This window comes from Diaphorobacter nitroreducens (genome assembly GCF_002214645.1).
GTDB lineage: Bacteria > Pseudomonadota > Gammaproteobacteria > Burkholderiales > Burkholderiaceae_C > Diaphorobacter > Diaphorobacter nitroreducens.
In genome coordinates, this window is sequence record NZ_CP016278.1 from 2,502,477 (window position 1) to 2,523,967 (window position 21,491).

Annotated in this window: 19 protein-coding genes; 10 read left to right on the forward strand and 9 right to left on the reverse strand. The window is 68.4% G+C overall.

Going from position 1 to position 21,491, the window contains the following annotated elements; genetic code table 11:
- Positions 1-3: 3 nt before the first annotated feature.
- Entirely contained in the window at positions 4-1,392 is a 1,389-nt protein-coding gene (locus tag BA022_RS11765) for a GspE/PulE family protein (protein ID WP_047349121.1), read from the forward strand.
- A 130-nt stretch (positions 1,393-1,522) separates the two neighbouring features.
- On the opposite strand, the gene BA022_RS11770 is transcribed toward BA022_RS11765, so the two are convergent.
- Complete coding sequence (locus tag BA022_RS11770) at positions 1,523-2,047, reverse strand: CZB domain-containing protein (protein WP_088887596.1); 525 nt, start codon at positions 2,045-2,047, stop codon at positions 1,523-1,525.
- A 196-nt stretch (positions 2,048-2,243) separates the two neighbouring features.
- Here BA022_RS11770 and BA022_RS11775 point away from each other — a divergent pair, with 196 nt between their 5' ends.
- The 4 genes from BA022_RS11775 (at position 2,244) to BA022_RS11790 (ending at position 5,913) form a co-directional block, all read left to right on the forward strand.
- Positions 2,244-3,275: an LLM class flavin-dependent oxidoreductase gene (locus BA022_RS11775; protein WP_088887597.1), complete on the forward strand. Its 1,032-nt coding sequence runs from the start codon at positions 2,244-2,246 to the stop codon at positions 3,273-3,275.
- Between the two features lie 61 nt (positions 3,276-3,336).
- On the forward strand, positions 3,337-4,566 hold the full coding sequence (gspF, locus tag BA022_RS11780; RefSeq protein ID WP_088887598.1) for a type II secretion system inner membrane protein GspF: 1,230 nt from the start codon (positions 3,337-3,339) through the stop codon (positions 4,564-4,566).
- On the forward strand, positions 4,563-5,504 hold the full coding sequence (locus BA022_RS11785) for a 5'-nucleotidase (RefSeq protein WP_011804114.1): 942 nt from the start codon (positions 4,563-4,565) through the stop codon (positions 5,502-5,504). The genes gspF and BA022_RS11785 overlap by 4 nt, the downstream gene beginning before the upstream one ends.
- 31 nt (positions 5,505-5,535) lie before the next feature.
- Positions 5,536-5,913 (forward strand): EF-hand domain-containing protein, encoded by a 378-nt coding sequence (locus BA022_RS11790; RefSeq protein WP_088887599.1) that lies wholly within the window; start codon positions 5,536-5,538, stop codon positions 5,911-5,913.
- 100 nt (positions 5,914-6,013) lie between these two features.
- Here the strand turns inward: BA022_RS11790 and BA022_RS11795 are convergent, their stop codons facing one another.
- The 3 genes from BA022_RS11795 to BA022_RS11805 all read right to left on the reverse strand — a co-directional run bounded on the left by BA022_RS11795 (position 6,014) and on the right by BA022_RS11805 (position 9,485).
- Entirely contained in the window at positions 6,014-6,454 is a 441-nt protein-coding gene (locus BA022_RS11795) for a hypothetical protein (RefSeq protein WP_012655649.1), read from the reverse strand.
- 195 nt (positions 6,455-6,649) lie between these two features.
- Positions 6,650-7,156, reverse strand: coding sequence for a cyanophycin metabolism-associated DUF1854 family protein (locus BA022_RS11800; RefSeq protein WP_011804111.1), 507 nt, complete (start codon positions 7,154-7,156; stop codon positions 6,650-6,652).
- A gap of 16 nt (positions 7,157-7,172) precedes the next feature.
- Entirely contained in the window at positions 7,173-9,485 is a 2,313-nt protein-coding gene (locus BA022_RS11805; RefSeq protein WP_088887600.1) for a cyanophycin metabolism-associated ABC transporter, read from the reverse strand.
- A 251-nt stretch (positions 9,486-9,736) separates the two neighbouring features.
- On the opposite strand from BA022_RS11805, the gene BA022_RS11810 reads away from it, so the two are divergent.
- The 3 genes from BA022_RS11810 (at position 9,737) to BA022_RS11820 (ending at position 15,091) form a co-directional block, all read left to right on the forward strand.
- A complete protein-coding gene (locus BA022_RS11810) occupies positions 9,737-11,908 on the forward strand; it encodes a cyanophycin synthetase (RefSeq protein WP_088888603.1) in 2,172 nt (723 codons plus the stop codon).
- A gap of 94 nt (positions 11,909-12,002) precedes the next feature.
- Complete coding sequence (gene cphA, locus BA022_RS11815; protein ID WP_088887601.1) at positions 12,003-14,588, forward strand: cyanophycin synthetase; 2,586 nt, start codon at positions 12,003-12,005, stop codon at positions 14,586-14,588.
- Positions 14,585-15,091, forward strand: a complete 507-nt coding sequence (locus BA022_RS11820; protein ID WP_012655644.1) for a CreA family protein — start codon at positions 14,585-14,587, stop codon at positions 15,089-15,091. Before cphA ends, BA022_RS11820 begins: the two co-directional genes overlap by 4 nt.
- A 68-nt stretch (positions 15,092-15,159) precedes the next feature.
- Here BA022_RS11820 and BA022_RS11825 read toward each other — a convergent pair whose 3' ends face one another.
- Both BA022_RS11825 and BA022_RS11830 read right to left on the reverse strand, forming a co-directional pair.
- A complete protein-coding gene (locus tag BA022_RS11825; RefSeq protein WP_088887602.1) occupies positions 15,160-15,822 on the reverse strand; it encodes a DsbA family oxidoreductase in 663 nt (220 codons plus the stop codon).
- 71 nt (positions 15,823-15,893) lie between these two features.
- On the reverse strand, positions 15,894-17,456 hold the full coding sequence (locus BA022_RS11830) for an AMP-binding protein (protein ID WP_088887603.1): 1,563 nt from the start codon (positions 17,454-17,456) through the stop codon (positions 15,894-15,896).
- Positions 17,457-17,638: 182 nt separating this feature from the next.
- Here BA022_RS11830 and alkB point away from each other — a divergent pair, with 182 nt between their 5' ends.
- On the forward strand, positions 17,639-18,301 hold the full coding sequence (alkB, locus tag BA022_RS11835) for a DNA oxidative demethylase AlkB (RefSeq protein WP_088887604.1): 663 nt from the start codon (positions 17,639-17,641) through the stop codon (positions 18,299-18,301).
- Between the two features lie 159 nt (positions 18,302-18,460).
- On the forward strand, positions 18,461-18,832 hold the full coding sequence (locus BA022_RS11840) for a response regulator (RefSeq protein ID WP_088887605.1): 372 nt from the start codon (positions 18,461-18,463) through the stop codon (positions 18,830-18,832).
- A 51-nt stretch (positions 18,833-18,883) separates the two neighbouring features.
- On the opposite strand, the gene BA022_RS11845 is transcribed toward BA022_RS11840, so the two are convergent.
- From BA022_RS11845 to BA022_RS11855, 3 genes are read right to left on the reverse strand one after another with little or no spacing between them, the layout of a single operon-like run.
- The gene (locus BA022_RS11845; RefSeq protein ID WP_088887606.1) at positions 18,884-20,032 is read right to left on the reverse strand and encodes a hybrid sensor histidine kinase/response regulator; all 1,149 of its coding nucleotides are present in this window, start codon (positions 20,030-20,032) and stop codon (positions 18,884-18,886) included.
- Positions 20,029-20,628, reverse strand: coding sequence for a chemotaxis protein CheB (locus BA022_RS11850; protein WP_088887607.1), 600 nt, complete (start codon positions 20,626-20,628; stop codon positions 20,029-20,031). The genes BA022_RS11845 and BA022_RS11850 overlap by 4 nt, the downstream gene beginning before the upstream one ends.
- The gene (locus tag BA022_RS11855; protein ID WP_012655637.1) at positions 20,625-21,458 is read right to left on the reverse strand and encodes a CheR family methyltransferase; all 834 of its coding nucleotides are present in this window, start codon (positions 21,456-21,458) and stop codon (positions 20,625-20,627) included. The genes BA022_RS11850 and BA022_RS11855 overlap by 4 nt, the downstream gene beginning before the upstream one ends.
- Positions 21,459-21,491 lie beyond the last annotated feature (33 nt).

Sequence of the window (21,491 nt, forward strand, 5' to 3'; positions counted from 1 at the left end):
CGCATGCGCCACCCCCTGCCCTACGCATTTGCGCGCAGCAGCCAGCTGCTGCTGGAAGACGACGGCCAGCAGCTCGTGCTGTGGCACGGCCCGCAGCCGGACGCCGGCGCGCTGTCCGAAGTGCTGCGCAAGCATGCCGTACACCAGTTCATGCCGCTGGACGCACCCACGCTGGCACAGCGCATCAGCGCGGCGTATTCGCAAAGCGAATCCAGCGCGGCCACGGTGGTGAGCGAGGTGGAAGAAGGCGCCGACCTCTCGCGCATGATGCAGGAGCTGCCCGCGGTGGAAGACCTGCTGGAGTCCGCGGGCGACGCGCCCATCATCCGCATGCTCAACGCCCTGCTCACGCAGGCCGTGCGCGACGGCGCGAGCGACATTCACATCGAGCCCTACGAGCGCCACTCCAGCGTGCGCTTTCGCGTGGACGGCACGCTGCGCGAGGTGGTGCAGCCCAACCGCGCACTGCACGCCGCGCTGATCAGCCGCCTGAAGATCATGGCGGACCTGGACATCTCCGAAAAGCGCCTGCCGCAGGACGGGCGCATCAGTCTGCGCCTGGGCACCCGCGCCGTCGACGTGCGCGTATCCACGCTGCCCAACGCCCATGGCGAGCGCGCAGTGCTGCGCCTCTTGGACAAGAGCGAGAGCAAGCTGAATCTGGAGGCCGTGGGCATGCAGGGCGAGGTGCTGGCGCGGCTCGCGCACCTGATCCAGCAGCCGCACGGCATCATCCTCGTGACCGGCCCCACGGGCTCGGGCAAGACCACCACGCTGTACGCGGCGCTGGCGCGGCTGGACGCCGCGCGCAGCAACATCATGACGGTGGAAGACCCCATCGAGTACGAGCTGCCCGGTGTGGGCCAGACGCAGGTCAATGCCAAGATCGACCTGACGTTTGCCAAGGCCCTGCGCGCCATCCTGCGCCAGGACCCCGATGTGATCATGATCGGCGAGATCCGCGACTTCGAGACCGCGCAGATCGCCATCCAGGCCTCGCTCACCGGCCACCTGGTGCTGGCCACGCTGCACACCAACGACGCGGCCAGCGCCATCACGCGCCTGACCGACATGGGGGTGGAGCCGTTCCTGCTGTCCTCGTCGCTGCTGGGGGTGCTGGCGCAGCGCCTGGTGCGCAAATATTGCGGCGAGTGCCACGGCGCAGGCTGCGACCACTGCGGCCATACCGGCTACGCGGGGCGCACCGGCGTGTTCGAGCTGCTGGTAGTGGACGACGCCATCCGCGCGCAGATCCACAACCAGGCCCCGGAGGCCGAGGTGCGTACCCAGGCCCTGGCCGGCGGCATGACGCTGATGCGCGACGATGGCGAGCGGCTGATCCACGCCGGCATCACCAGCCGCGAAGAAGTGCTGCGTGTGACGCGCGACTGAGCGGACAGGCCGCAGCGGCGCCTTTCAAAAACAGGAGCGCGGCGCGCTTGTCAAGACTGGGTTTTCAATACAAATTGCATTGAAAGCCAATACAGACAAGCGCTAGTAGCTCCTATATCAATAGCGCATTTCAGCGTTCACCTGCGGCCATCGGCTGGGGGGGACGCTTCCCGTGGTCCAGCCCGCGCTGCAGCTCCTTGAGCAGCAGCACCACCTGGCGCGACGCATGCTGGCAGCTCTTGAACGCCTGCTCGGCCCGCAATTGATCGCCCTGCGCCAGATGCGTCAGCAGCACGGCCGCCTGGTGGTGAAAGTACTGGTGGCGGCGCATCAGCATGTCGAAAGCAGGAAAGTGCCCCAGCGCCACGCGCCCGCTGCCGTGCAGCCAGCGGCCCAGTTCGGAACAGGTGTCGTCCACCACCGTTTCGGGGCGCAGCTGTTCGTCGCGCGCGCCCGCCAGCGCTTGGGCCAGCCAGGGCAGCCAGCGCTCGTGCATGACGATGGCAGCCTCGATGTCGAACGCCGCCAGGAGCCGCGAAGCCTCTTCGTCGTACAGCACCAGCGCGCTGGCCTCGCTCGCAGGCAGCGAAGTCCAGTCCTCAGGCGCGGCCAGGCCGTCGGCACGCGGCTGAAACAAACGGCTGAAGAACCCCATAGACACCCCCCGCACGCCCCGTGCATCACTTCCTGGCAGCGTCGCACAGGACGCTAAAAGTGACAATATGTTTCGTGTGTTGATTTAAAACAAATTCAGTATATCAATAGCAAAACGCTATGCACCATGCGGGGACCACTGCACCACCATACCCGCGGCGCAGCACGGATTTCACCCGCTGCCCACAATCGGTGCCATGACCGCACATTCCCTGCCTTTACTTTCCATGCTTGATCTCGTGGCCGTGCGCGAGGGCGGCACCGTGGCCCAGGCACTGCAAGTCGCCGTCCAGACGGCACAGCATGTGGAGGCGCTGGGCTTCAAGCGCTACTGGCTGGCCGAGCACCACAACATGCCGGGCATCGCCAGCTCCGCCACGGCCGTGCTGGTCGGCCACGTGGCCGGGGCCACGCGGTCCATCCGCGTGGGCTCGGGCGGCATCATGCTGCCCAACCATGCGCCGCTGGTGGTGGCCGAGGCCTTCGGCACGCTGGCCGAGCTCTACCCCGGCCGCATCGACCTGGGGCTGGGCCGCGCACCCGGCACCGACGGCGCCACCATGCGTGCCCTGCGCCGCGACCGCGTGGAGACCGAGGCCGACTTCCCCCGCGACGTGGCCGAGCTGCAGCAGCTCTTGGCGCCCGCGCAGCCGGGCCAGCGCATCACCGCCGTGCCGGGCGCCGGCACGCAGGTGCCCCTCTGGCTGCTGGGCTCCAGCCTGTTCTCGGCGCAACTGGCGGCGCAGATGGGCCTGCCCTATGCCTTCGCCTCGCACTTCGCGCCGCGCATGCTGCACGCGGCCATCGACATCTACCGCCGGCTGTTCCGCCCCTCGCCAGCCTGCGCCAAGCCCTACGTGGTGATCGGCGTGCCCGTGATCGCCGCACCCACCGATGACGAGGCGCAGTACCTGGCCAGCAGCACCTACCAGCGCGTGCTGGGCATCCTCACCGGCCAGCGCGGACTGCTGCAGCCGCCCGTAGAGGGTTATCTGCAGAGCCTCGCGCCGCAGGAGCGCGCCGCCGTGGCCGACTTCCTCGCGGTCGGCGTGGTTGGTGGCCCGCAGACCGTGCGCGAGGGCCTGCAGGCGCTGCTGGCCGCCACGCAGGCCGACGAATTCATGCTGGTGAGCGACGTCTACGACCCGGCGCTGCGCCTGCGCTCGCTGGAGATCACCGCCCAGGCGCACGCGGCACTGTCACCCGCAGCGGCTACCATGGCGGGCTGAACGGGTCGACTGCGGCCCGCCCAGTTTGCCCCTGCTCGCCCACCGCCGCTGACTTTCCCGCATGCCCGCCTATTCCTTCGAAGCCCTGGACGCCCAAGGCCATGTGCGCCGCGGCACCCTGGAGGCCGACAGCCCCAAGGCCGCCCGCAGCCTGCTGCGCGCCCAGGCCCTGGTGCCCCTGGATGTGGAGGCGCTGGCCGCTGGCGTCGCCCCCGGAACACCCCCCACGCTGGCGCAGCGGCTGTTCACGCGGCCGGTGTTCAACGCCACGGGGCTGGGCGTGTGGACGCGGCAGCTCGCCGGGCTGGTGGGCTCGGGCCTGCCGCTGGAGCGTGCGCTGACCGCGCTCGCCGAAGAGGCGGACGACGAGCGCCAGCGCCACCTGCTGGCCACGCTGCGCGCCGAGGTCAACGCCGGCTCCACCTTCGCACGTGCGCTGGCGCAGCACCCGCGCGAGTTCTCCGACATCTACTGCGCCGTGATCGGCGCGGGCGAGTCCAGCGGCGGCCTGGCCGAAGTGCTGGACAGCCTGGCAGACGATCTGGAGCAGCGCCAGGCCTTGCGCGCCAAGCTCATCGGCGCTGCGCTGTACCCGGCCATCGTCACCGTGATCGCGATCGTCATCGTGCTGTTCCTGGTGGGCTACGTGGTACCGCAGGTGGCCAGCGTGTTCGCAGGCACCAAGCGCGCCCTGCCCTTCCTCACGGTGGCCATGCTGGCCTTGAGCAACGTGGTGCGCAACTACGGCTGGGCGTTGCTGGGCGGGCTGGTCCTGCTGGCGTTCGGCGCCCGCGCCGCGCTGGCCCAGCCGCGGCTGCGCGAGAAGTTCGACGCCGCCTGGTTGCGCCTGCCGCTCGTCGGCAAGCTGGCGCGCGGCTACAACGCGGCGCGTTTCGCCGGCACATTGGCCATGCTGGCAGGCGCGGGCGTGCCCATTCTCAAGGCGCTGCAGGCCGCGGCCGAGACGCTGAACAACCGCGCCCTGCGCGCGGACGCACTCGACGCGCTGGTGCTGGTGCGTGAGGGCGCGCCGCTGGCCTCGGCACTGGCGCAGAAAAAACGGTTCCCCGGCCTGGTGGCCATGTTCGCGCGGCTGGGCGAACAGACGGGCCAGTTGCCCACCATGCTGCAGCGCGCCGCCACGCAATTGGGCACCGAGGTGCAGCGCCGCGCCATGCAACTGGCCACGGTGCTGGAGCCGCTGCTCATCGTGGCTATGGGCGGCATCGTGATGCTGATCGTGCTGGCGGTGCTCATGCCAATCATCCAGCTCAACCAGTTCGTCAAATGAGTGCCACCCTGCAGGACAAGCTCGTCGTCGCGATCTCCTCGCGCGCGCTGTTCGACTTCGAGGAAGAGAACCGCCTGTTCGAGGCCGGCGACGAGCAAGCCTACATGCGCCGCCAGCTGGAGCTGGTGCATGAGCCCGCGCGCCCCGGCATTGCCTTCCCTCTGGTGAGAAAGCTCCTGGCGTTCAACACGCCCGATGCCGCGCGCGTCGAGGTGGTCATGTTGTCGCGCAACGACCCTGCCAGCGGCATGCGCGTGTTCGCCTCGGCCAAGGCGGCGGGCATGCGCATCGAGCGCGGCGTGTTCACGCGCGGGCGCAACCCGTTTTCCTATCTGCGGCCGTTGGGCGCGCACCTCTTCCTTTCAGCCAACGAGACGGATGTGCGCGAGGCGCTGTCCATCGGCTTTCCCGCCGCGCGGGTGATGATCGACTCCACGCCCGCGGGCGACCGCTATCCGCGCGAGGTGCGCATCGCCTTCGACGGCGACGCGGTGCTGTTCTCCGACGAGGCCGAGCGTGTGTACCAGCAGGGCGGCCTACCGGCCTTCCTGCAGCACGAGGTGTCCCATGCCGCCACGCCGCTGGCCGAAGGGCCGTTCAAGCCGCTGCTGGCCGCGCTGCACCGGCTGCAGCAGCAGGCGGACGCCTCGCAGATGCGCATCCGCACCGCGCTGGTCACCGCGCGCAGCGCGCCGGCGCACGAGCGCGCGATCCGCACGCTGCTCGACTGGGGCATCACCGTGGACGAGGCCATGTTCCTCGGCGGGCTGGAAAAAGGCCCCTTCCTGCGCGAGTTCGAGCCCGACTTCTTCTTCGATGACCAGACGGGCCACGTGGCGTCCGCCGCACGCCATGTTCCGGCGGGGCATGTCAGCAGCGGCATCGCCAACACGGCGGCTGCGCTACAGGGTGATACAGCCCGCCCCCCGCGGCGTTGAACCTGTGGCGGCGCGCCGGCTCTACTCCTGAATGTTGCCTTCACGCTCCTTCCGCCCCTTTACACGCCTGCTGACGGCCCCGGCAGCCTGCGCGTGGCTCATGGCCTGCGCACTGGCGGCTCCGCTGGCCGCTCAGGCGCAGGGCGTGGCCCATGCCACCGCGCCCCGGCACAGCGCCAGTGCGCCCCTGACCAAGGGCGAGATCAAGGCGATCCGCCAGTTCGAGATGCTGGATTTCAACGGCGACGGCAAGCTCAGCCGTGCTGAAGTGGCCATCGTGCCCAAGGTGGCTGCGGCGTTCGATGATGCGGACACCAACCGCGACAATTACGTGACGCTGGACGAGGTGCGCGCCTTCGCCATCAAGTACCGCGCCGAGCGGGACCGCGCCCGCGCGGCGGCGCGCTGAGAGCGCCGGCGGACCCAAAAATACCAGTCCAATTGGCCTCCAGCGCTTTACCAATAAGCGCTAACAGCTACTTATTTGATAGCAACCGCCGGAGCAAAACTCACAAACCGCCCGTGCGCTTGACCTTGGGATCGGAGTACGTGAGCGACTGACGGTCCTGCACCTGCTGGGCCAGTCGCTCCTGGAGGGTGTTCTTATTGATGTCTTGCGCCAGTTCCACCGCGCTGCCGCTGGCACGCCACATCGACTGGATGAATTCCAGCAGTTGCTTGTAGATGGGCTCCTTGGGCGGCTCCTCGGGCTCCTTCGGGGCTTCCTTCTTGGCCTCGGCCAGGGTCCAGTCGCGGTTGTTCTCGTCGGGCGCCGAGGGCTTGGTGGGCTCGCGCAGGCTGGCCCCCTCGCCCAGCCGGTCCGTGGACTCGACAGGATTGGCAGCGTTCACGGGCCGCACCGCCACGGCCCCCGAGGCGCCCGTGGAATACAAGTCAGCGCCCGTGGTACGCCACTGGGCGGGCGATCGATCTACAGGTGGCAGTTGCATGGCATGGGTCCCCTCGTGAATGCGGCCGGCGGCAGTCGCAACTACCACCTCGTCGTACATTCATTACGGCAAACAAAAGGGGAAATTGAGGCCTTATTAGCCTTTTGTCACAAATTAATGCGGCAACCATGTCTGATTGACGTGGGCTATGACAGGGACAAACGGGCACAGGCCGCGCCAGGCAAGCGCCAGACGCTATAAAAAACGCTCCAGCAACTTGCGCGATGCACGGTCCAGCGCCGTGACATCCGGCACATGGAACTGCAGCCCGTCGCTGGCGGCGATGAGCAGCTTGGTGCGCCCCTCCAGCCGGCGGATGTCTTCCTCGCCCTTGAGCACCAACTGCGTAGCGCCGCGGTCGGTGTCCACCTCCCAGGTACTGGGGGTGGAAAAGCTCGACACGGAGCGGATGCGCGTGATGGTGGGCACAAACTCACGCGCAGCCAGTTCCTCCTCGACCAGCGCACGCACGGCGGGCGCCAGCTGTTCCAGGCGGGGCACCCAGGCCAGTTCATGGCCGTCCGGCCCGACCAGCGACAGGCCTTCGCCGGGAGCGGCAATGGGAAAGGCGCGCACGGGCGTCACGCCCACATGCGCGGTGCCGTCGGCCGCGCGCAGCACCAGCCGGCCATGGGGATTACGGTGCAGGTCCCAGCCTGCCGCGAGTGCCGAAGCGGTGGAGGGGAATGTGTGAAGGGTCATCGCGTGTCTTTCTCGCTCAGGTGTTGCCCGCGGGGTGAGCGGAGTGCTCGCGCACTTCGATGCGCACGCCCGCGGCCTGGGCGTCTTCCTCGGCACGGCGCGCCTGCGCCTCGTACAGGCGCCAGTAGGCACCCTGCTTCTCCATCAGTTCGTCGTGCGGCCCCACTTCGACGACCTCGCCCCGGTCCATGACCACCAGGCGGTCGGCCTTGCGCAGCGTGGACAGGCGGTGGGCGATGGCGATGGTGGTGCGGCCCTGCACCAGGTTGTCCAGCGCCTTCTGGATTTCCTTTTCGGTTTCGGTGTCCACGGCGGAGGTCGCCTCGTCCAGGATCAGGATGCGCGGGTCGATGAGCAGCGCGCGCGCAATGGAGATGCGCTGGCGCTCGCCGCCCGACAGGCCCTGGCCGCGCTCGCCCACCAGGCTGTCGTAGCCATGCGGCAGGCGCAGGATGAACTCGTGCGCATGCGCGGCGCGCGCGGCGGCGACGATCTCCTCGCGCGTGGCGTCGGGCTTGCCGTAAGCAATGTTCTCGGCAATGGTGCCGAAGAACAGGAAAGGCTCCTGCAGCACCAGGCCGATGTGGCGGCGGAAGTCCGCCACCGCCATGCGGCGGATGTCCACGTCGTCCACGAGGATGGCGCCGTCGCTCACGTCGTAGAAGCGGCTGATGAGGTTGACCAGGGTGCTCTTGCCAGAGCCGCTGTGGCCCACCAGGCCGATCATCTCGCCGGGGCGGATGGTGAGCGACAGGTTCTTGATGACCGTACGGCTGCCGTAGCGAAAGCCCACGTCGCGCATCTCGATGGCGCCCTGCACGCGGTCCACCTTCACCGGGTTGACGGGGTCTGGCACGTTGCTCACATGGTCCAGGATGTCGAAGATGCGCTTGGCGCCGGCTGCCGCCTTTTGCGTGACGGAAACGATGCGGCTCATCGAATCCAGCCGTATGTAGAAGCGCCCGATGTAGGCGATGAAGGCCGCCAGCACGCCCACGGTGATCTGGTTGCGCGCCACCAGCCAGATGCCGAAGCCCCAGACCACCAGCAGCCCCACCTCCGTCATCAGCGAGACGGTGGGCGAGAACAGGCTCCAGGTCTTGTTGAGCTTGTCGTTCACCTCCAGGTTGTGCTGGTTGGCGGCACGGAAGCGGTCCGCCTCGCGCTTTTCCTGGGCGAAGGCCTTCACAACGCGGATGCCGGGGATGGTGTCGGCCAGCACGTTGGTCACTTCGGACCACACGCGGTCGATCTTCTCGAAGCCGGTGCGCAGCTTGTCGCGCACGGTGTGGATCAGCCAGGCGATGAAGGGCAGCGGCACCAGCGTGACCAGCGCCAGCCACGGGTTGATGGAGAACAGGATCGCCGCCGTCATCACGATCATCAGCACGTCGGTGGCGAAATCCAGCGCGTTGAGCGACAGAAAGACGTTGATGCGGTCGGTTTCGGAGCCGATGCGCGCCATCAGGTCTCCCGTGCGCTTGCTGCCGAAATAGTCCAGTGACAGCCGCATCAGGTGTTCGTAGGTGGTGGTGCGCAGGTCGGCGCCGATACGCTCGGACACCAGGGCCAGGATGTAAGTGCGCGCCCACCCCAGCGCCCAGGCCAGCAGCGCGGCCAACAGCAACCCCCCCAGGTAGAGCAGCACCATGCCGGCGGGGATCTGCTGGCCGCTCTGGTAGGGAATGAGAATGTCGTCCATGAGCGGGATGGTCATGTACGGCGGCACCAGCGAAGCGGCGGTGGAGGCCAGCGTGAGCGCGAAGCCCGCGGCCAGCTGCTTTTTGTAAGGCCGTGCGAAACGCCACAGGCGCAATAGCACCCAGGTGGAGGTCTGCGGCGCCTGCTGGCGCGCACAGGCCGTGCACTCGTCGCTGTCGGGCGGCAGCGGCGTGCCGCACACGGCGCAGCGCGGCACGTCTTGCGCTTCGGGCGCGATGGCGCCTTGCAAGCTGTCCAGGCGCTGCACCTGGGTGTCCAGCCGCTGCTGCAGGTGCAGCGCCTGGGGATGGCGCCCCAGCGTGAAGCGCCACAGCGCCAGGCGCCGGTCGGCATCGTGCAGCTCCACCGTGCCCACGCCGCCATGGTCCAGCAGTCGCAGCGCCATGCCGGGCGCCAGGGGCCATTCCTGCGCCGGCGCGTCACCGGCGCGCGCCAGCAGGCGCCGCTCGGTCAGCACCAGCAGGCCGGGGGCAAAGCGCAGGTCGGGCGTCAGGTCAACCTCGAAGGCGGCCTGCACGTTTTCGTCAGGAGCGAGCACTGCCCGCATCTCGGCCCCCCAGGGGCCAGACAAGACACCCGAGGCGTCCACAGAATGGTGATGTTGCATTTGGTTTTGTATGTCCACCCCCGCACGGACGGGGCGTTGGCGGGCCAGTCCGGGCCCATGGGGGGCATTGTCGGCCACCGGGCCCCAGGCCCTTGCGCCGCCGCGGTATCCCCTCGTAACGCACATCATCAGCCCGCGGCTGACACCCGCCAGTGCTGAGCTGCGCCAGTATCGGCGCACAATCTCTGCCCATGGGCATCGCCACATCCGCCGCAACCCGGCAGATATCCGAATCTTCCACGCTGCACTTCATGGCCAAATTCAACGATATCCAACTCCTGCGCACCACCTATCTGCGCGGCCCCAGTGTCTGGACCTACCGCCCGGTCCTCGAAGTCTGGCTGGACCTGGGGGAGCTGGAAGACTACCCCTCCAACAAGATTCCCGGCCTCAACGAGCGCCTGACCACCTGGCTGCCGGATCTGGTGGAGCACCACTGTGGCGTGGGCGAGCGCGGCGGCTTCCTGCTGCGCCTGAAGGAAGGCACCTGGATGGGGCACGTGCTGGAGCACGTGGTCATCGAGCTGCTCAACCTCTCGGGCATGCCGGCCGAGTTCGGCCAGACGCGCGAGATCTCCCGGCGCGGCGTGTACCGCATGGTGTTCCGCTGCCCCGAAGAGGCCGTGGCCCGCGTGGCGCTGGAGCATGGCCACCGTCTGCTGATGGCCGCCATCAATGACGAGGCATTCGACCTCAAGGCCGCCATCCACGCCATCAAGACCGCCATCAACGACCGCTACCTGGGCCCCAGCACCGGCTGCATCGTGGACGCCGCCAGCGCCCGGCGCATTCCGCACATCCGCCTGAACGACGGCAACCTGGTGCAACTGGGCTACGGCGCCGCACAGCGCCGCATCTGGACTGCCGAGAGCGACCAGACCAGCGCCATCGCCGAGGGCATCGCCCAGGACAAGGATTTCACCAAGCGGCTGCTCGCCTCCTGCGGCGTGCCCGTGCCGGAGGGCCAGATCGTCCGCAACGCCGATGAGGCCTGGGAAGTGGCGCAGGATATCGGCCTCCCCGTTACGGTGAAGCCCTCGGACGGCAACCACGCGCGCGGCGTGACGCTGGAGCTCTCGCGCGAGGCCGATATCAAGGCCGCCTTCGCGCTGGCCGAGCCCGAGGGCTCGGATGTCATCGTCGAGAAGTTCATCGACGGCGTGGAGCACCGCCTGCTGGTGGTCGGCGGCAAGGTGGTCGCCGCCACCAAGGGCGAGACGGTCAGCGTGCACGGCAATGGCCAGTCCACGCTGCGCGAGCTGGTGGCCGTGCTCAACGAAGACCCGCGCCGCGGCCCCGAGCAGGAGTACCCGCTGGACTGGATCGACGTGGAAAAAGGCGCCGTGCAGCTGGAGCTCAAGCGCCAAGGCGTGACGCCCGACACCGTGGTGCCCTCGGGCCAGGCCATCTTGCTGCAGCGCAACGGCAACATGGCCATCGACTGCACCGACGACGTGCACCCCGACGTGGCCTACTACGCCCAGTTGGCCGCGAAAATCGTGGGCCTGGACATCGCCGGCATGGACATGATCCTGCAGGATGTCTCCAAGCCCATGAAGGAACAGGGCGGCGCCATCCTGGAGGTGAACGCCGGCCCCGGTCTGCTGATGCACCTCAAGCCCACCAGCGGCGCCCCCCGCCCCGTGGGCCAGGCCATCGTGGAACACCTGTTCCCGGTCACCGACGAAGGCACGGGCGCGGGCCGCATTCCCATCGTGGGCATTGCGGGCACGCGCCACAACGCGTTCACCGCGCGCTTCGTGGGCTGGCTGCTGCAGCTGTCGGGCAAGCTCACGGGCGTGGCCAGCAGCGAAGGCATGTTCCTCAACAACCGCCGCACACAAAAGAGCGCCACCGCCCACTGGGCCGGCGCGCACCGCCTGCTGACCAACCGACTGGCTCAGGCCGCCGTGATCCAGACCACTGCCCGCTCCATCCTGGAGGAAGGCCTGGCCTACGACCGCTGCCTGGTCGGCGTGGTGACCGACATGGACGGTTTCGAGACCCTGGCCGACCATGACGTGCTGGAGCAGGCCCAGATGACGCGCGTGCTGCGCACCCAGATCGACGTGGTGCTGGACGAGGGCGCAGGTGTGCTCAATGCCGACATCGAGCAGGTGGCCGACCTGGCGCGCCTGTGCGATGGCGAGGTCCTCCTGTATTCCCTGTCGCCAGACAACCCCTTCGTCGCCGCGCATCGGGCCGAGGGCGAAGGCCGCGCCGTGTTCGTGCGCGGCGAGCAGGTGGTGCTGGCCACGGGCGCCAGCGAACGCGTGCTGGGCACGCTGGACGCCCTGAGCCTGCCCGGCGGCCACCGCCCCGACACGGCCGCGATGCTGGCCGCAATTGCCGCAGCCTGGTCCATGGACATCGGGCCGGACCTGATCGCCGCGGGCATCAAGACCTTCGACTATGCCGCGTGACGCCGCACCTGCTTTCAAAAGCATAGCTGCCACCGCTCACCCCACAAGCGCTACAGGCCAATTTGACTGAAAAATCGGGCTGAAAGAAAACACCATGCAGATCACCCGCATCCGCGCCCTGCGCGGCCCCAACCTCTGGAGCCGCAACACCGCCATCGAAGCCGTTGTGCACTGCGAGCCACAAGAGTGCGGCTACGCAGACATCGCGGGTTTTGAAGACCGCCTGCGCGCGCGCTTTCCCAAGATCGGCGCCCTGCAGCCCCATGGCGCCGACCAGCGCCTGTCGCTGGCCCACGTGCTCGAAGTGGCCGCCCTGTCGCTGCAGGCCCAGGCCGGGTGCCCCGTGACCTTCAGCCGCACCCACGCCACGCTGGAAGAAGGCACCTACCAGGTGGTGGTGGAGTACACCGAGGAGGCCGTGGGCCGACTGGCCATGGAGCACGCCGGCGCCCTGCTGCAGTCCGCGCTGGCCGATACCCCCTTCGACGCCGATGCCGTGGTCGCCGAGCTGCGCGAGCTGGACGAGGACGAGCGCATCGGCCCGTCCACCGGCTCCATCGTCGACGCCGCCGTGGCGCGCGGTATCCCGTTCCGGCGCCTGACCAGCGGTTCGCTGGTACAGCTGGGCTGGGGCTCCAAGGCGCGCCGCATCCAGGCCGCCGAGCTGGACACCACCAGCGCCGTGGCCGAATCCATCGCCCAGGACAAGGACCTGACCAAGCGCCTGCTGCACGCCGCCGGCGTGCCCGTGCCGCTGGGGCGCCCGGTGGCCGACGTGGAGGACGCCTGGGTGGTGGCCCAGGAAGTGGGCCTGCCCGTGGTCGTGAAGCCCCAGGACGGCAACCAGGGCAAGGGCGTGGTGGTCAACATCACCACCCGCGAGGGGCTGGAGGCCGCCTACAAGACCGCCCGCGAATTCGGCGACGAGATCATGGTCGAACGCTTCCTGCCCGGCCACGACTTCCGCCTGCTGGTGGTGGGCCACCAGCTCGTGGCCGCCGCGCGCCGCGAGCCGCCCCAGGTGCTGGGCGACGGCCAGCACACCATTCGCGAGCTGGTGGACATCGTCAACCAGGACCCGCGCCGCGGCTCGGGCCACGGCACGGCGCTGACCAAGGTGCGCCTGGACGACATCGCCATCGCGCGCATCGCCTCCGAGGGCCTCACGCCCGATTCCGTGCCCGTGCAGGGCCAGCGCGTGGTGCTGCGCAACAACGCCAACCTGTCCACCGGCGGCAGTGCCACCGACGTGACCGACGACGTGCACCCCGAGATCGCTGCGCGCGCCATCGAAGCCGCGCAGACCATCGGCCTGCACATCTGCGGCGTGGACGTGGTCTGCGAAACCATGCTCAAACCCCTGGAAGAGCAGAACGGCGGCATCGTCGAGGTGAATGCCGCGCCCGGCCTGCGCATGCACCTGGCCCCGTCGTTCGGCAAGCCGCGCAACGTGGGCGTGCCGATGGTGGACGAGCTGTTCGCGCCCGGCCAGGACGGGCGCATCCCGCTGGTGGCTGTCACTGGCACCAATGGCAAGACCACCACCACGCGCCTGATCGGCCAGCTGTTCGCCGCGCACGGGCTGCGCGTGGGCATGACCAACACCGACGGCGTGTACGTGAACGGCCGCCAGATCGACAGCGGCGACTGCTCGGGCCCCAAGAGCGCGCGCAACGTGCTGTTCCACCCCGAGGTGGACGCGGCCGTGCTCGAATGCGCGCGCGGCGGCATCCTGCGCGAAGGCCTGGGCTTTGACCGCTGCCAGGTGGCCGTGGTCACCAATGTGGGCGCGGGTGACCACCTGGGGCTGAACTTCATCACCACCGTGGAAGACGTGGCCGTGCTCAAGCGCGTGATCGTGCAGAACGTGGCCGCCGACGGCTACGGCGTGCTCAACGCCGCCGACCCGCACGTGGCCGCCATGGCCAGCGTATGCCCGGGCAAGGTGATCTTCTTCGCCGTCGACCGCCACCACCCCCTCATGGCCACGCACCGTGCCCAGGGCAACCGCGTGGTGTATGTGGATGGCGACTCCATCGTGGCGGCCGAAGGCTCGTGGCGCGAGACCATCTCCTTGCGCGAGATCCCCATCACGCGCGGCGGCACCATCGGCTTCCAGGTCGAGAACGTCATGGCCGCGATCGGCGCGGCCTGGGGCGTGGGTCTGCCCTGGCAGACCATTCGCCGCGGCCTGGCCGGCTTCATGAACGACAGCGACAACGCGCCCGGCCGCTTCAACGTGATGGACTACCGCGGCGCCACCGTGATCGCCGACTATGGCCATAACCCCGACGCCATGCGCGCGCTGGTGCAGGCCGTGCAGGCCATGCCGGCCCAGCAACGCAGCGTGGTGATCAGCGGCGCGGGCGATCGGCGCGACCAGGACATCGTCGAGCAGACCCAGATCCTGGGCCAGGCCTTTGACGACGTGGTGCTGTACCAGGACGCCTGCCAGCGCGGCCGTGCCGACGGCGAGGTGCTGGCGCTGCTGCGCCAGGGCCTGCAGGGCGCGCCGCGCACGCGCTACGTGACCGAGATCCACGGCGAGTTCCTCGCCATCGACCATGCGCTGGAGCGCCTGCAACCGGGCGACCTGTGCCTGGTGCTGGTGGACCAGGTGGAGGAAGCCCTGGCCCACCTGGCGCAGCGCTGCAGCGAAGCCTCGGCGGTTGCGCCATGAATGCGCGCGGCGGCCTGCGCGCGGGCATGGCAAGCCTGGCCCTGCTGGCGTGCGCCCTGGGCTTGGCTGCCGGGCCGGCCGCGGCCCAGGCCGAGAAGATCGGCACCGTGGACACCGCCTTCCAGTGGATCGGCCGCGACCACGACATCATCGTGGAGGCCTATGACGACCCAGCCGTGCAGGGCGTGACCTGTTATGTGTCGCGTGCGCGCACCGGCGGCATCAAAGGCACGCTGGGCCTGGCCGAGGACCGCGCCGAGGCCTCCATCGCCTGCCGCCAGGTCGGGCCCATCACCTTCGTGCAGCCGCTCAAGGCGCAGCAGGAAGTGTTCAGCGAACGCATGTCCATCCTGTTCAAGCGCCTGCGCGTGGTGCGCATGGTGGACGCCAAGCGCAACACGCTGGTGTACCTGACCTACTCCGAAAAGCTCATCGACGGCTCGCCACAAAACAGCGTGACGGCCGTGCCCGTGGACCGGGCCACGCCGATCCCGCTGCGCTGACAGGTTTCAAGCCAAAACGGGCTGCAGCGCTGGATGGGCAAGCGCTACCAGCTATCAATAAAAGAGCATCACGCCTGCTGCGCGATCTGCCGCAGCGCCTGCTCGAACACCTCGACCGGCTGGCCGCCCTGGATCAGGTGGCGGTCGTTGATGATCACCGCCGGCACCGAATGGATGCCGTGGCCCTGGTAGAAGGCCTCGCGCTCGCGCACCGCCTCGGCATATTCCTGGGACGCCAGCACGGCGCGGGCGCGCGCCTCGTCCAGCCCCAGCTGCGCCACCAGACGCAGCAGCACGCCGTGGTCGCCAGGGTTCTCGCCCTGCGTGAAATACGCGGTGAACAGCGCGTGCTTGAGCGCGCCCTGCTGCTCCGGCGTGCCCTCTTCCTCCAGCCAGTGCAGCAGGCGGTGCGCATCGAAAGTGTTGTAGATGCGGCCGCGCTGGTCCATGTTGAAGGTAAAGCCCAGCTGCGCGCCGCGCGCGGCGATGGCCTCGCGGTTTTGCTGTGATTGCTCCGGCGTGGCGCCGTACTTTTGCTGCAGGTGTTCGCCGATGTCCTGGCCCTCGTGGCCCATCTGCGGGTTCAGCTCGAAGGGCTGAAAGTGCAGATCCAGCGCCACCTCGCCGTCCAGCCGCTTCGCGGCCTGCTCCAGCGCGTGCAGGCCGATGGCGCACCAGGGGCAGGACACGTCGGAGACGAAGTCGATCTTGAGGGAGACGGGTTGGTTCATGGCAAGGGCTCCAGCCGGGGCAAAGCGCCCATGGTAGGGGCGGCGCAATGTCCGCGCCGGCCCCGGGTTTGTTACGCCCCGCTCCCCGCCCCTTCGGCCTGCAGCCATGCGCGCAGCTCGGTCTTGAGCACCTTGCCATAGCTGTTCTTGGGCAGTGCGGGCACCCAGCGGTAGGCCTTGGGTCGCTTGAAGCGCGCGATGTGGTCCAGGCACAAAGCGTCAAGTTCCGCGTCAAGTTCCGCATTCAGCGCGGCATCGTCCACGGCGCCGCCTTCGCCCGCCACCAGGAAGGCCACTACCACCTCGCCCCAGTCGGCATCGTGCTGGCCCACCACGGCCACCTCGCTCACGCGCGGGTGCAGCAGCAGCACCTCCTCCACCTCGCGCGGGTAGATGTTGGAGCCGCCCGAGATGATCACGTCCTTGCTGCGGTCGCGCAGGGTCAGAAACCCGTGCGCGTCCAGGCTCCCAACATCGCCCGTGTGCAGCCAGCCGCCGCGCAGCGTCTGCGCAGACGCCTCGGGATTGCGCCAGTAGCCGGCCATCACCGTATCGCCGCGCACCACCACTTCGCCCAACTCGCCCGTAGGCACGGGTCGGTCCTCGTCATCCACCACCCGCACCTGTACGCACGCATGCGCCACGCCCACCGAGGCGATGCGCTCGGCCCAGCGCGGGTGCGCCGTGTCGGCCAGGTACTCGCGCGCCAGCGCGGTGATGGTCATGGGGCTTTCGCCCTGGCCATAGATCTGCACGAACTTCTGGCCCATGGTGTCGATGGCGCGGCGCAGGTCGTCCACATACATGGGACCGCCGCCGTAGACGATGGTCTTGAATCCGTCCACATTGGCGCCCGTGCGGCGCACATGCTCCACCAGCCGGTGCACCATGGTGGGCGCCGCAAACAGCGACAGCTGGCCCACGTCCGCGGCCAATTGCACCAGCTCGGCCGGGTCGAACCCGCCGGACGCGGGCACCACATGGCGCGCGCCGCGCAGCATGTGGGCGTAGTTGTACAAGCCCGCACCATGCGACATGGGCGCGGCATAGACCATGGCGTCGCCGGGCTGCACATCGTCCACGTCGGTGAAGTAGGCCATGGTCATGGCCAGCAGGTTGCGGTGCGTCTGCATCACGCCCTTGGGCCGCCCGGTGGTGCCCGAGGTGTAGAACAGCGAGGCCACGTCGTCGGGGGCGCGCTCCTGCAGCGCCAGCGGCGCGCCCTGCGCCGCCTGCTCCCAGGCGGATGCCCCCAACACCTGCACCGCCGCGGCGTCGGCGCCCGCAGCCAGCGCCGCATCGTGCAGCGCCGCAGACACGCACACCACGCGCGCGCCGCTGTCGGCAAGCACATAGGCCAGCTCGCGCGCGTGCAGCTTGTAGTTGACGGGCACCGAGATGGCGCCGCACCAGTGAATGGCGTGCAGCGCCTCCAGATACTGGGGACCATTGGCCGAGAAGATGGCCACGCATTCGCCCGGCTGCACGCCGCAATGTGCGCGCAGGTGTGCGGCCAGCGCGGCCACGCGCGCGGCAAGGGTACGGTAGTCGTGCAGCAGGCATGTGCCTGCCAGCAGCGCGGGCCGCTCGCCATGCACCAGAGCGCTGCGCTGCAACAGGTGGGCAATGTTCATGGGGTTGTCGCGTTGTCTCCTGGTGCGACTATAGGCAAGCGCCGGCAGTGCGCACAGTCGCAGAAATACACAAGGGAAATCCCTGGCGGGGATGAGCGCCGACCAACCGATTGCTCCTTTATCAGTAGCACATTGCGCTGGATGGTTAAGCGCTGGGGGCCCTTTTGGCTCACACTACGGGCATGCCATCTGTGCCCTCCGACGACCTGTTTACCGACGACCCCGCGGAGCCATCCACGCTGGCGCTGGGCATGCAGGCCGTGCTGCTGCGCGGCTTCGCGCTGGCACAGGCACCCCAGTTGCTGGAAGAAGTGCGACAGGTGGTGCGCCAAGCGCCGTGGCGCCACATGCAGACCCCTGGAGGCAAGGCGATGTCGGTAGCCACCACAGGCTGCGGGCCGTTGTCGTGGGTGAGCGACCGGCGCGGTTACCGCTACGCTGCGCTGGACCCGCTGACCGGCAAGCCCTGGCCCGCCCTGCCGGCGGACTTCGCGCAGCTGGCACATGCCGCAGCGCAGGAGGCCGGCTTTGCCGCTTTCGTGCCCGACGCCTGCCTGATCAACCGCTACGCCCCCGGCACGCGCCTGTCGCTGCACGAGGACCGCGACGAGCAGGACCTGGCAGCGCCCATCGTGTCCATCTCGCTGGGTCTGCCCGCCACCTTCTTGTGGGGTGGCGCCACACGTGGCGAGCGCGCCTTGCGCGTGCCGCTGCGCCATGGCGACGCGGTGGTATGGGGCGGGGTGGACCGGCTGCGCTTTCACGGCGTGCTGCCGGTGGCGCCGGGCCAGCACCCGGCAACGGGCGAATGCCGCATCAACCTCACGCTGCGCAAGGCCACCTGACGCTACACATTTAATAGCTGCCTGCGCTTACTGGATGGCTCTTGTAGCCATTTTTAACGATAATTTCGCAGAACGGCACATTGTCTTACACCGGCGTAAGACATTCCCCGCACAATGCCCTTTTGCCCTGCGGCAGAGCCCGCTTCCCAAGGACCTTACTTGCGCATCCTCTACGTCGAAGACAACTGCGAACTGCGAGACACCATCGGCCTGCTGATGGAGGGAGAAGGCCGCAGCGTCGCCACCTGCGCCACGGCCGAGGAGGCCTTGCAGCGCGATGCGGCCCAGCCGCACGACGTGGTGGTTTCCGACGTGAGCCTGCCAGGCATGAGCGGGCTGGATCTGTGCCGCCACCTGCTGGCAAGCAACCCCCAGCGCTGGGTGGTGCTGTGCTCGGGCTATCCGCTGGAGCACGGGGTGGGCACGCTGGGCCCGCATGTGCGGTCCCTGCTCAAGCCGTTCGAGCTGGAAGAGCTGGAGGAGTTGCTGGACGTGATCGCCAGCCACCTGCAAAGCGCCAGCCCCGCCTGAGGCGGCACGTGCCCGGCGCTGAAGGCCCGGCATCCCCCCGCCCCCGTCCTGTCAAGCCGCCACCGCGCGCCGCGGCAGCTTCACCGTGAAGCAGGTGCGCCCCGCCTGCGAGGCGGCGTCGATCGTCCCGCCATGGGCCTGCACGATCTGGTGCACGATGAACAACCCCAGCCCCAATCCCTGGTGTCGACCGGCCCGGTTGCGCCGGCCCGTAAATGGCGCGAACAGCCGGGGCAGCAGTTCGGCGTCAATCCCGCCGCCATTGCTCACGCGCAGCACCACGATATCGGCGGCGGCGCCGTCCAGTGACAACTCCACCGGCTGGTCGGGCGTGCCGTGGTGCATGGCGTTGCCCAGCAGGTTCGCCAGCATCTGGCCCAGGCGCTCTTCGTCCCACTCGCCGCGCAGATCCCCTTGCTGCTCAAGCCGCAGGTGGCGCTCGGGGTGGCCGGCACGGACTTCCTGCACCACGCGCTGCGCCTGCGGCCCCAGGTCCATGGGTGCAGGCTCGATGGCCAGCCCGCCATGCTGGCGGGCGCGCGTCACATCCAACAGGTCCTCGATCATGCGGCCCATGCGTCGCCCGGCCTGCTGCACGTTGCACGCCAGAGCCTGCACCTTGGCGGGCTCGGGAGCGCGCTGCAGCACACTGGCCACGGCCATGATGGCGCTGAGCGGGCTGCGCAGATCGTGGCTGAGCACGGCCATGAACATCTCGTTGATGTACAACGCCTCGGTGCGCTCCTGCAGCTCGCGTGCCAGCGCATGCCGCTGGCGCTGCAGGTCGAAGAACACCCGGGCCTTGTTGACCAGCATGTGGGGGTCGACGGGTTTGTAGAGGAAGTCCACCGCACCTTTTTCGTAGCCGCGGAACTGCCAGCCCTGGTCCCGCGAGCCGGCGGTGATGAAGATCAGCGGGATGTGCCGCGTGCGCTCGCTGCCGCGGATCAACTCCGCCAGTTCGAAACCGTTCATCTCGGGCATTTGCACGTCCAGCAGCGCCAGCGCCACGTCGTTGTGGGCCAGCAGCAGCTCCAGCGCCTGGGCGCCGGAGCCGGCCATGAGGATCTCTACGTCCTCATCCTTCAACAGCGCCTGCAATGCGACAAGGTTTTCAGGAACGTCATCCACGATCAGGCATTTCACGCACGCGCCGGTTCGATGACTCACGGCCTGTGCAGCCGGTGGGGCAAAAATCACGAAAGTCCCTCCTTATGCAAGGTGGTCAACAGCGCGGCGATGCGTGCCGGGGGCAGCACCTGATCGGGTTGGATCAGGGCCAGCGCCGCCTGCGGCATGGCCATGGACGAAGCGCTGTCGGGCGACTGCACCACCGTGGCGCCGCCAGCGGCCTGCACTGCGCGCAAGCCCCGCGCTCCGTCACTGTTCGCGCCCGACAGGAGCACGGCCATGAGCCGCGGCCCATATTCATCGGCGGCGGATTCGAACAACACGTCGATCGACGGGCGCGAAAAATTCAGCGGCGCATCCACGGACAGGCATAGCCTCGGCCCCGAATCCACCAGCAAATGATAGTCAGGCGGCGCGAAATACACCGTGCCCGGCTCCACGGGCTCCTTGTCCTGGGCCTCGCGTACCGGCAGGGCGCAGCGCTGGCGGAAGATGTTGCACAGCAGGCTGGGCCGCTCGCGCGGCAGGTGCAGCACGACCAGCAGGGCCGCATGGAAACCCGCAGGCAGCGCGGGCAGCACCGCGCCCAGCGCTTCGATGCTGCCGGCCGACCCGCCAATGGCAATGGCGTCCAGGCGCACGCGTGGCGAAGCCGCCTGCCTCATGCGTCACCTCTCTTCTGAAAGATGCGCTCGGGCGCCACGAAGTCCTCGAATGCCGGCGCGTGCGAGGAAAAGCGCAGGGATTCCTTGGCCCCCAGGCCCAGGAATCCACGCCGGCACAGCGCCTCGCGGAACAGGCCCAGGGCGCGGTCCTGCAGCGTACGGTCGAAGTAGATCAGCACGTTGCGGCAGGAGATGAGGTGCACCTCGGCAAATACACTGTCGGTCGCCAGACTGTGGTCGGAGAAAACGATATGCCGGCGCAGGCTCTTGTCGAACACCACGCGGCCATAAGCGGCGCTGTAGTGGTCGGACAGCGAGGAACGCCCGCCCGAGCGCGCATGGTTTTCGGTGAAGCCGGGCACGCGCTCAATGTCGTATACGCCCGCCTCGGCACGCTGCAGTGCCGTGCTGTTGATGTCGGTGGCGTAAATCAACGAGCGTTCCAGCAACCCCTCTTCACGCAGCAGGATGGCGAGCGAATATGCCTCCTCTCCCGTGCTGCAGCCCGCGACCCAGATCTTGAGCGAGGGGTAGGTACGCAACAGCGGCACCACCTTTTCGCGCAGCGCGCGAAAGTACTCCGGGTCGCGGAACACATCGCTGACCTGCACGGTGAGGTAGTCCAGCAGCGCGGGAAACACCCCGCGCTCGTGCAGCAGCCGATGCTGCAGTTGGGACAGCGTCTCGCAGTCGAACCGCGTGAGCGCGGCCTGGAGCCGGCGCTTGAGCGACGACTGCGCATACCCGCGGAAGTCGTAGTGGTAGCGCAGGTAAATGGCCTCGATCAGCAGCTGCTGCTCGATCTCTGCGGTCTTGCGTTGGTGCGGCAAGTGTTGGCTCCGATATCGTGGGTCCTCGCGCTG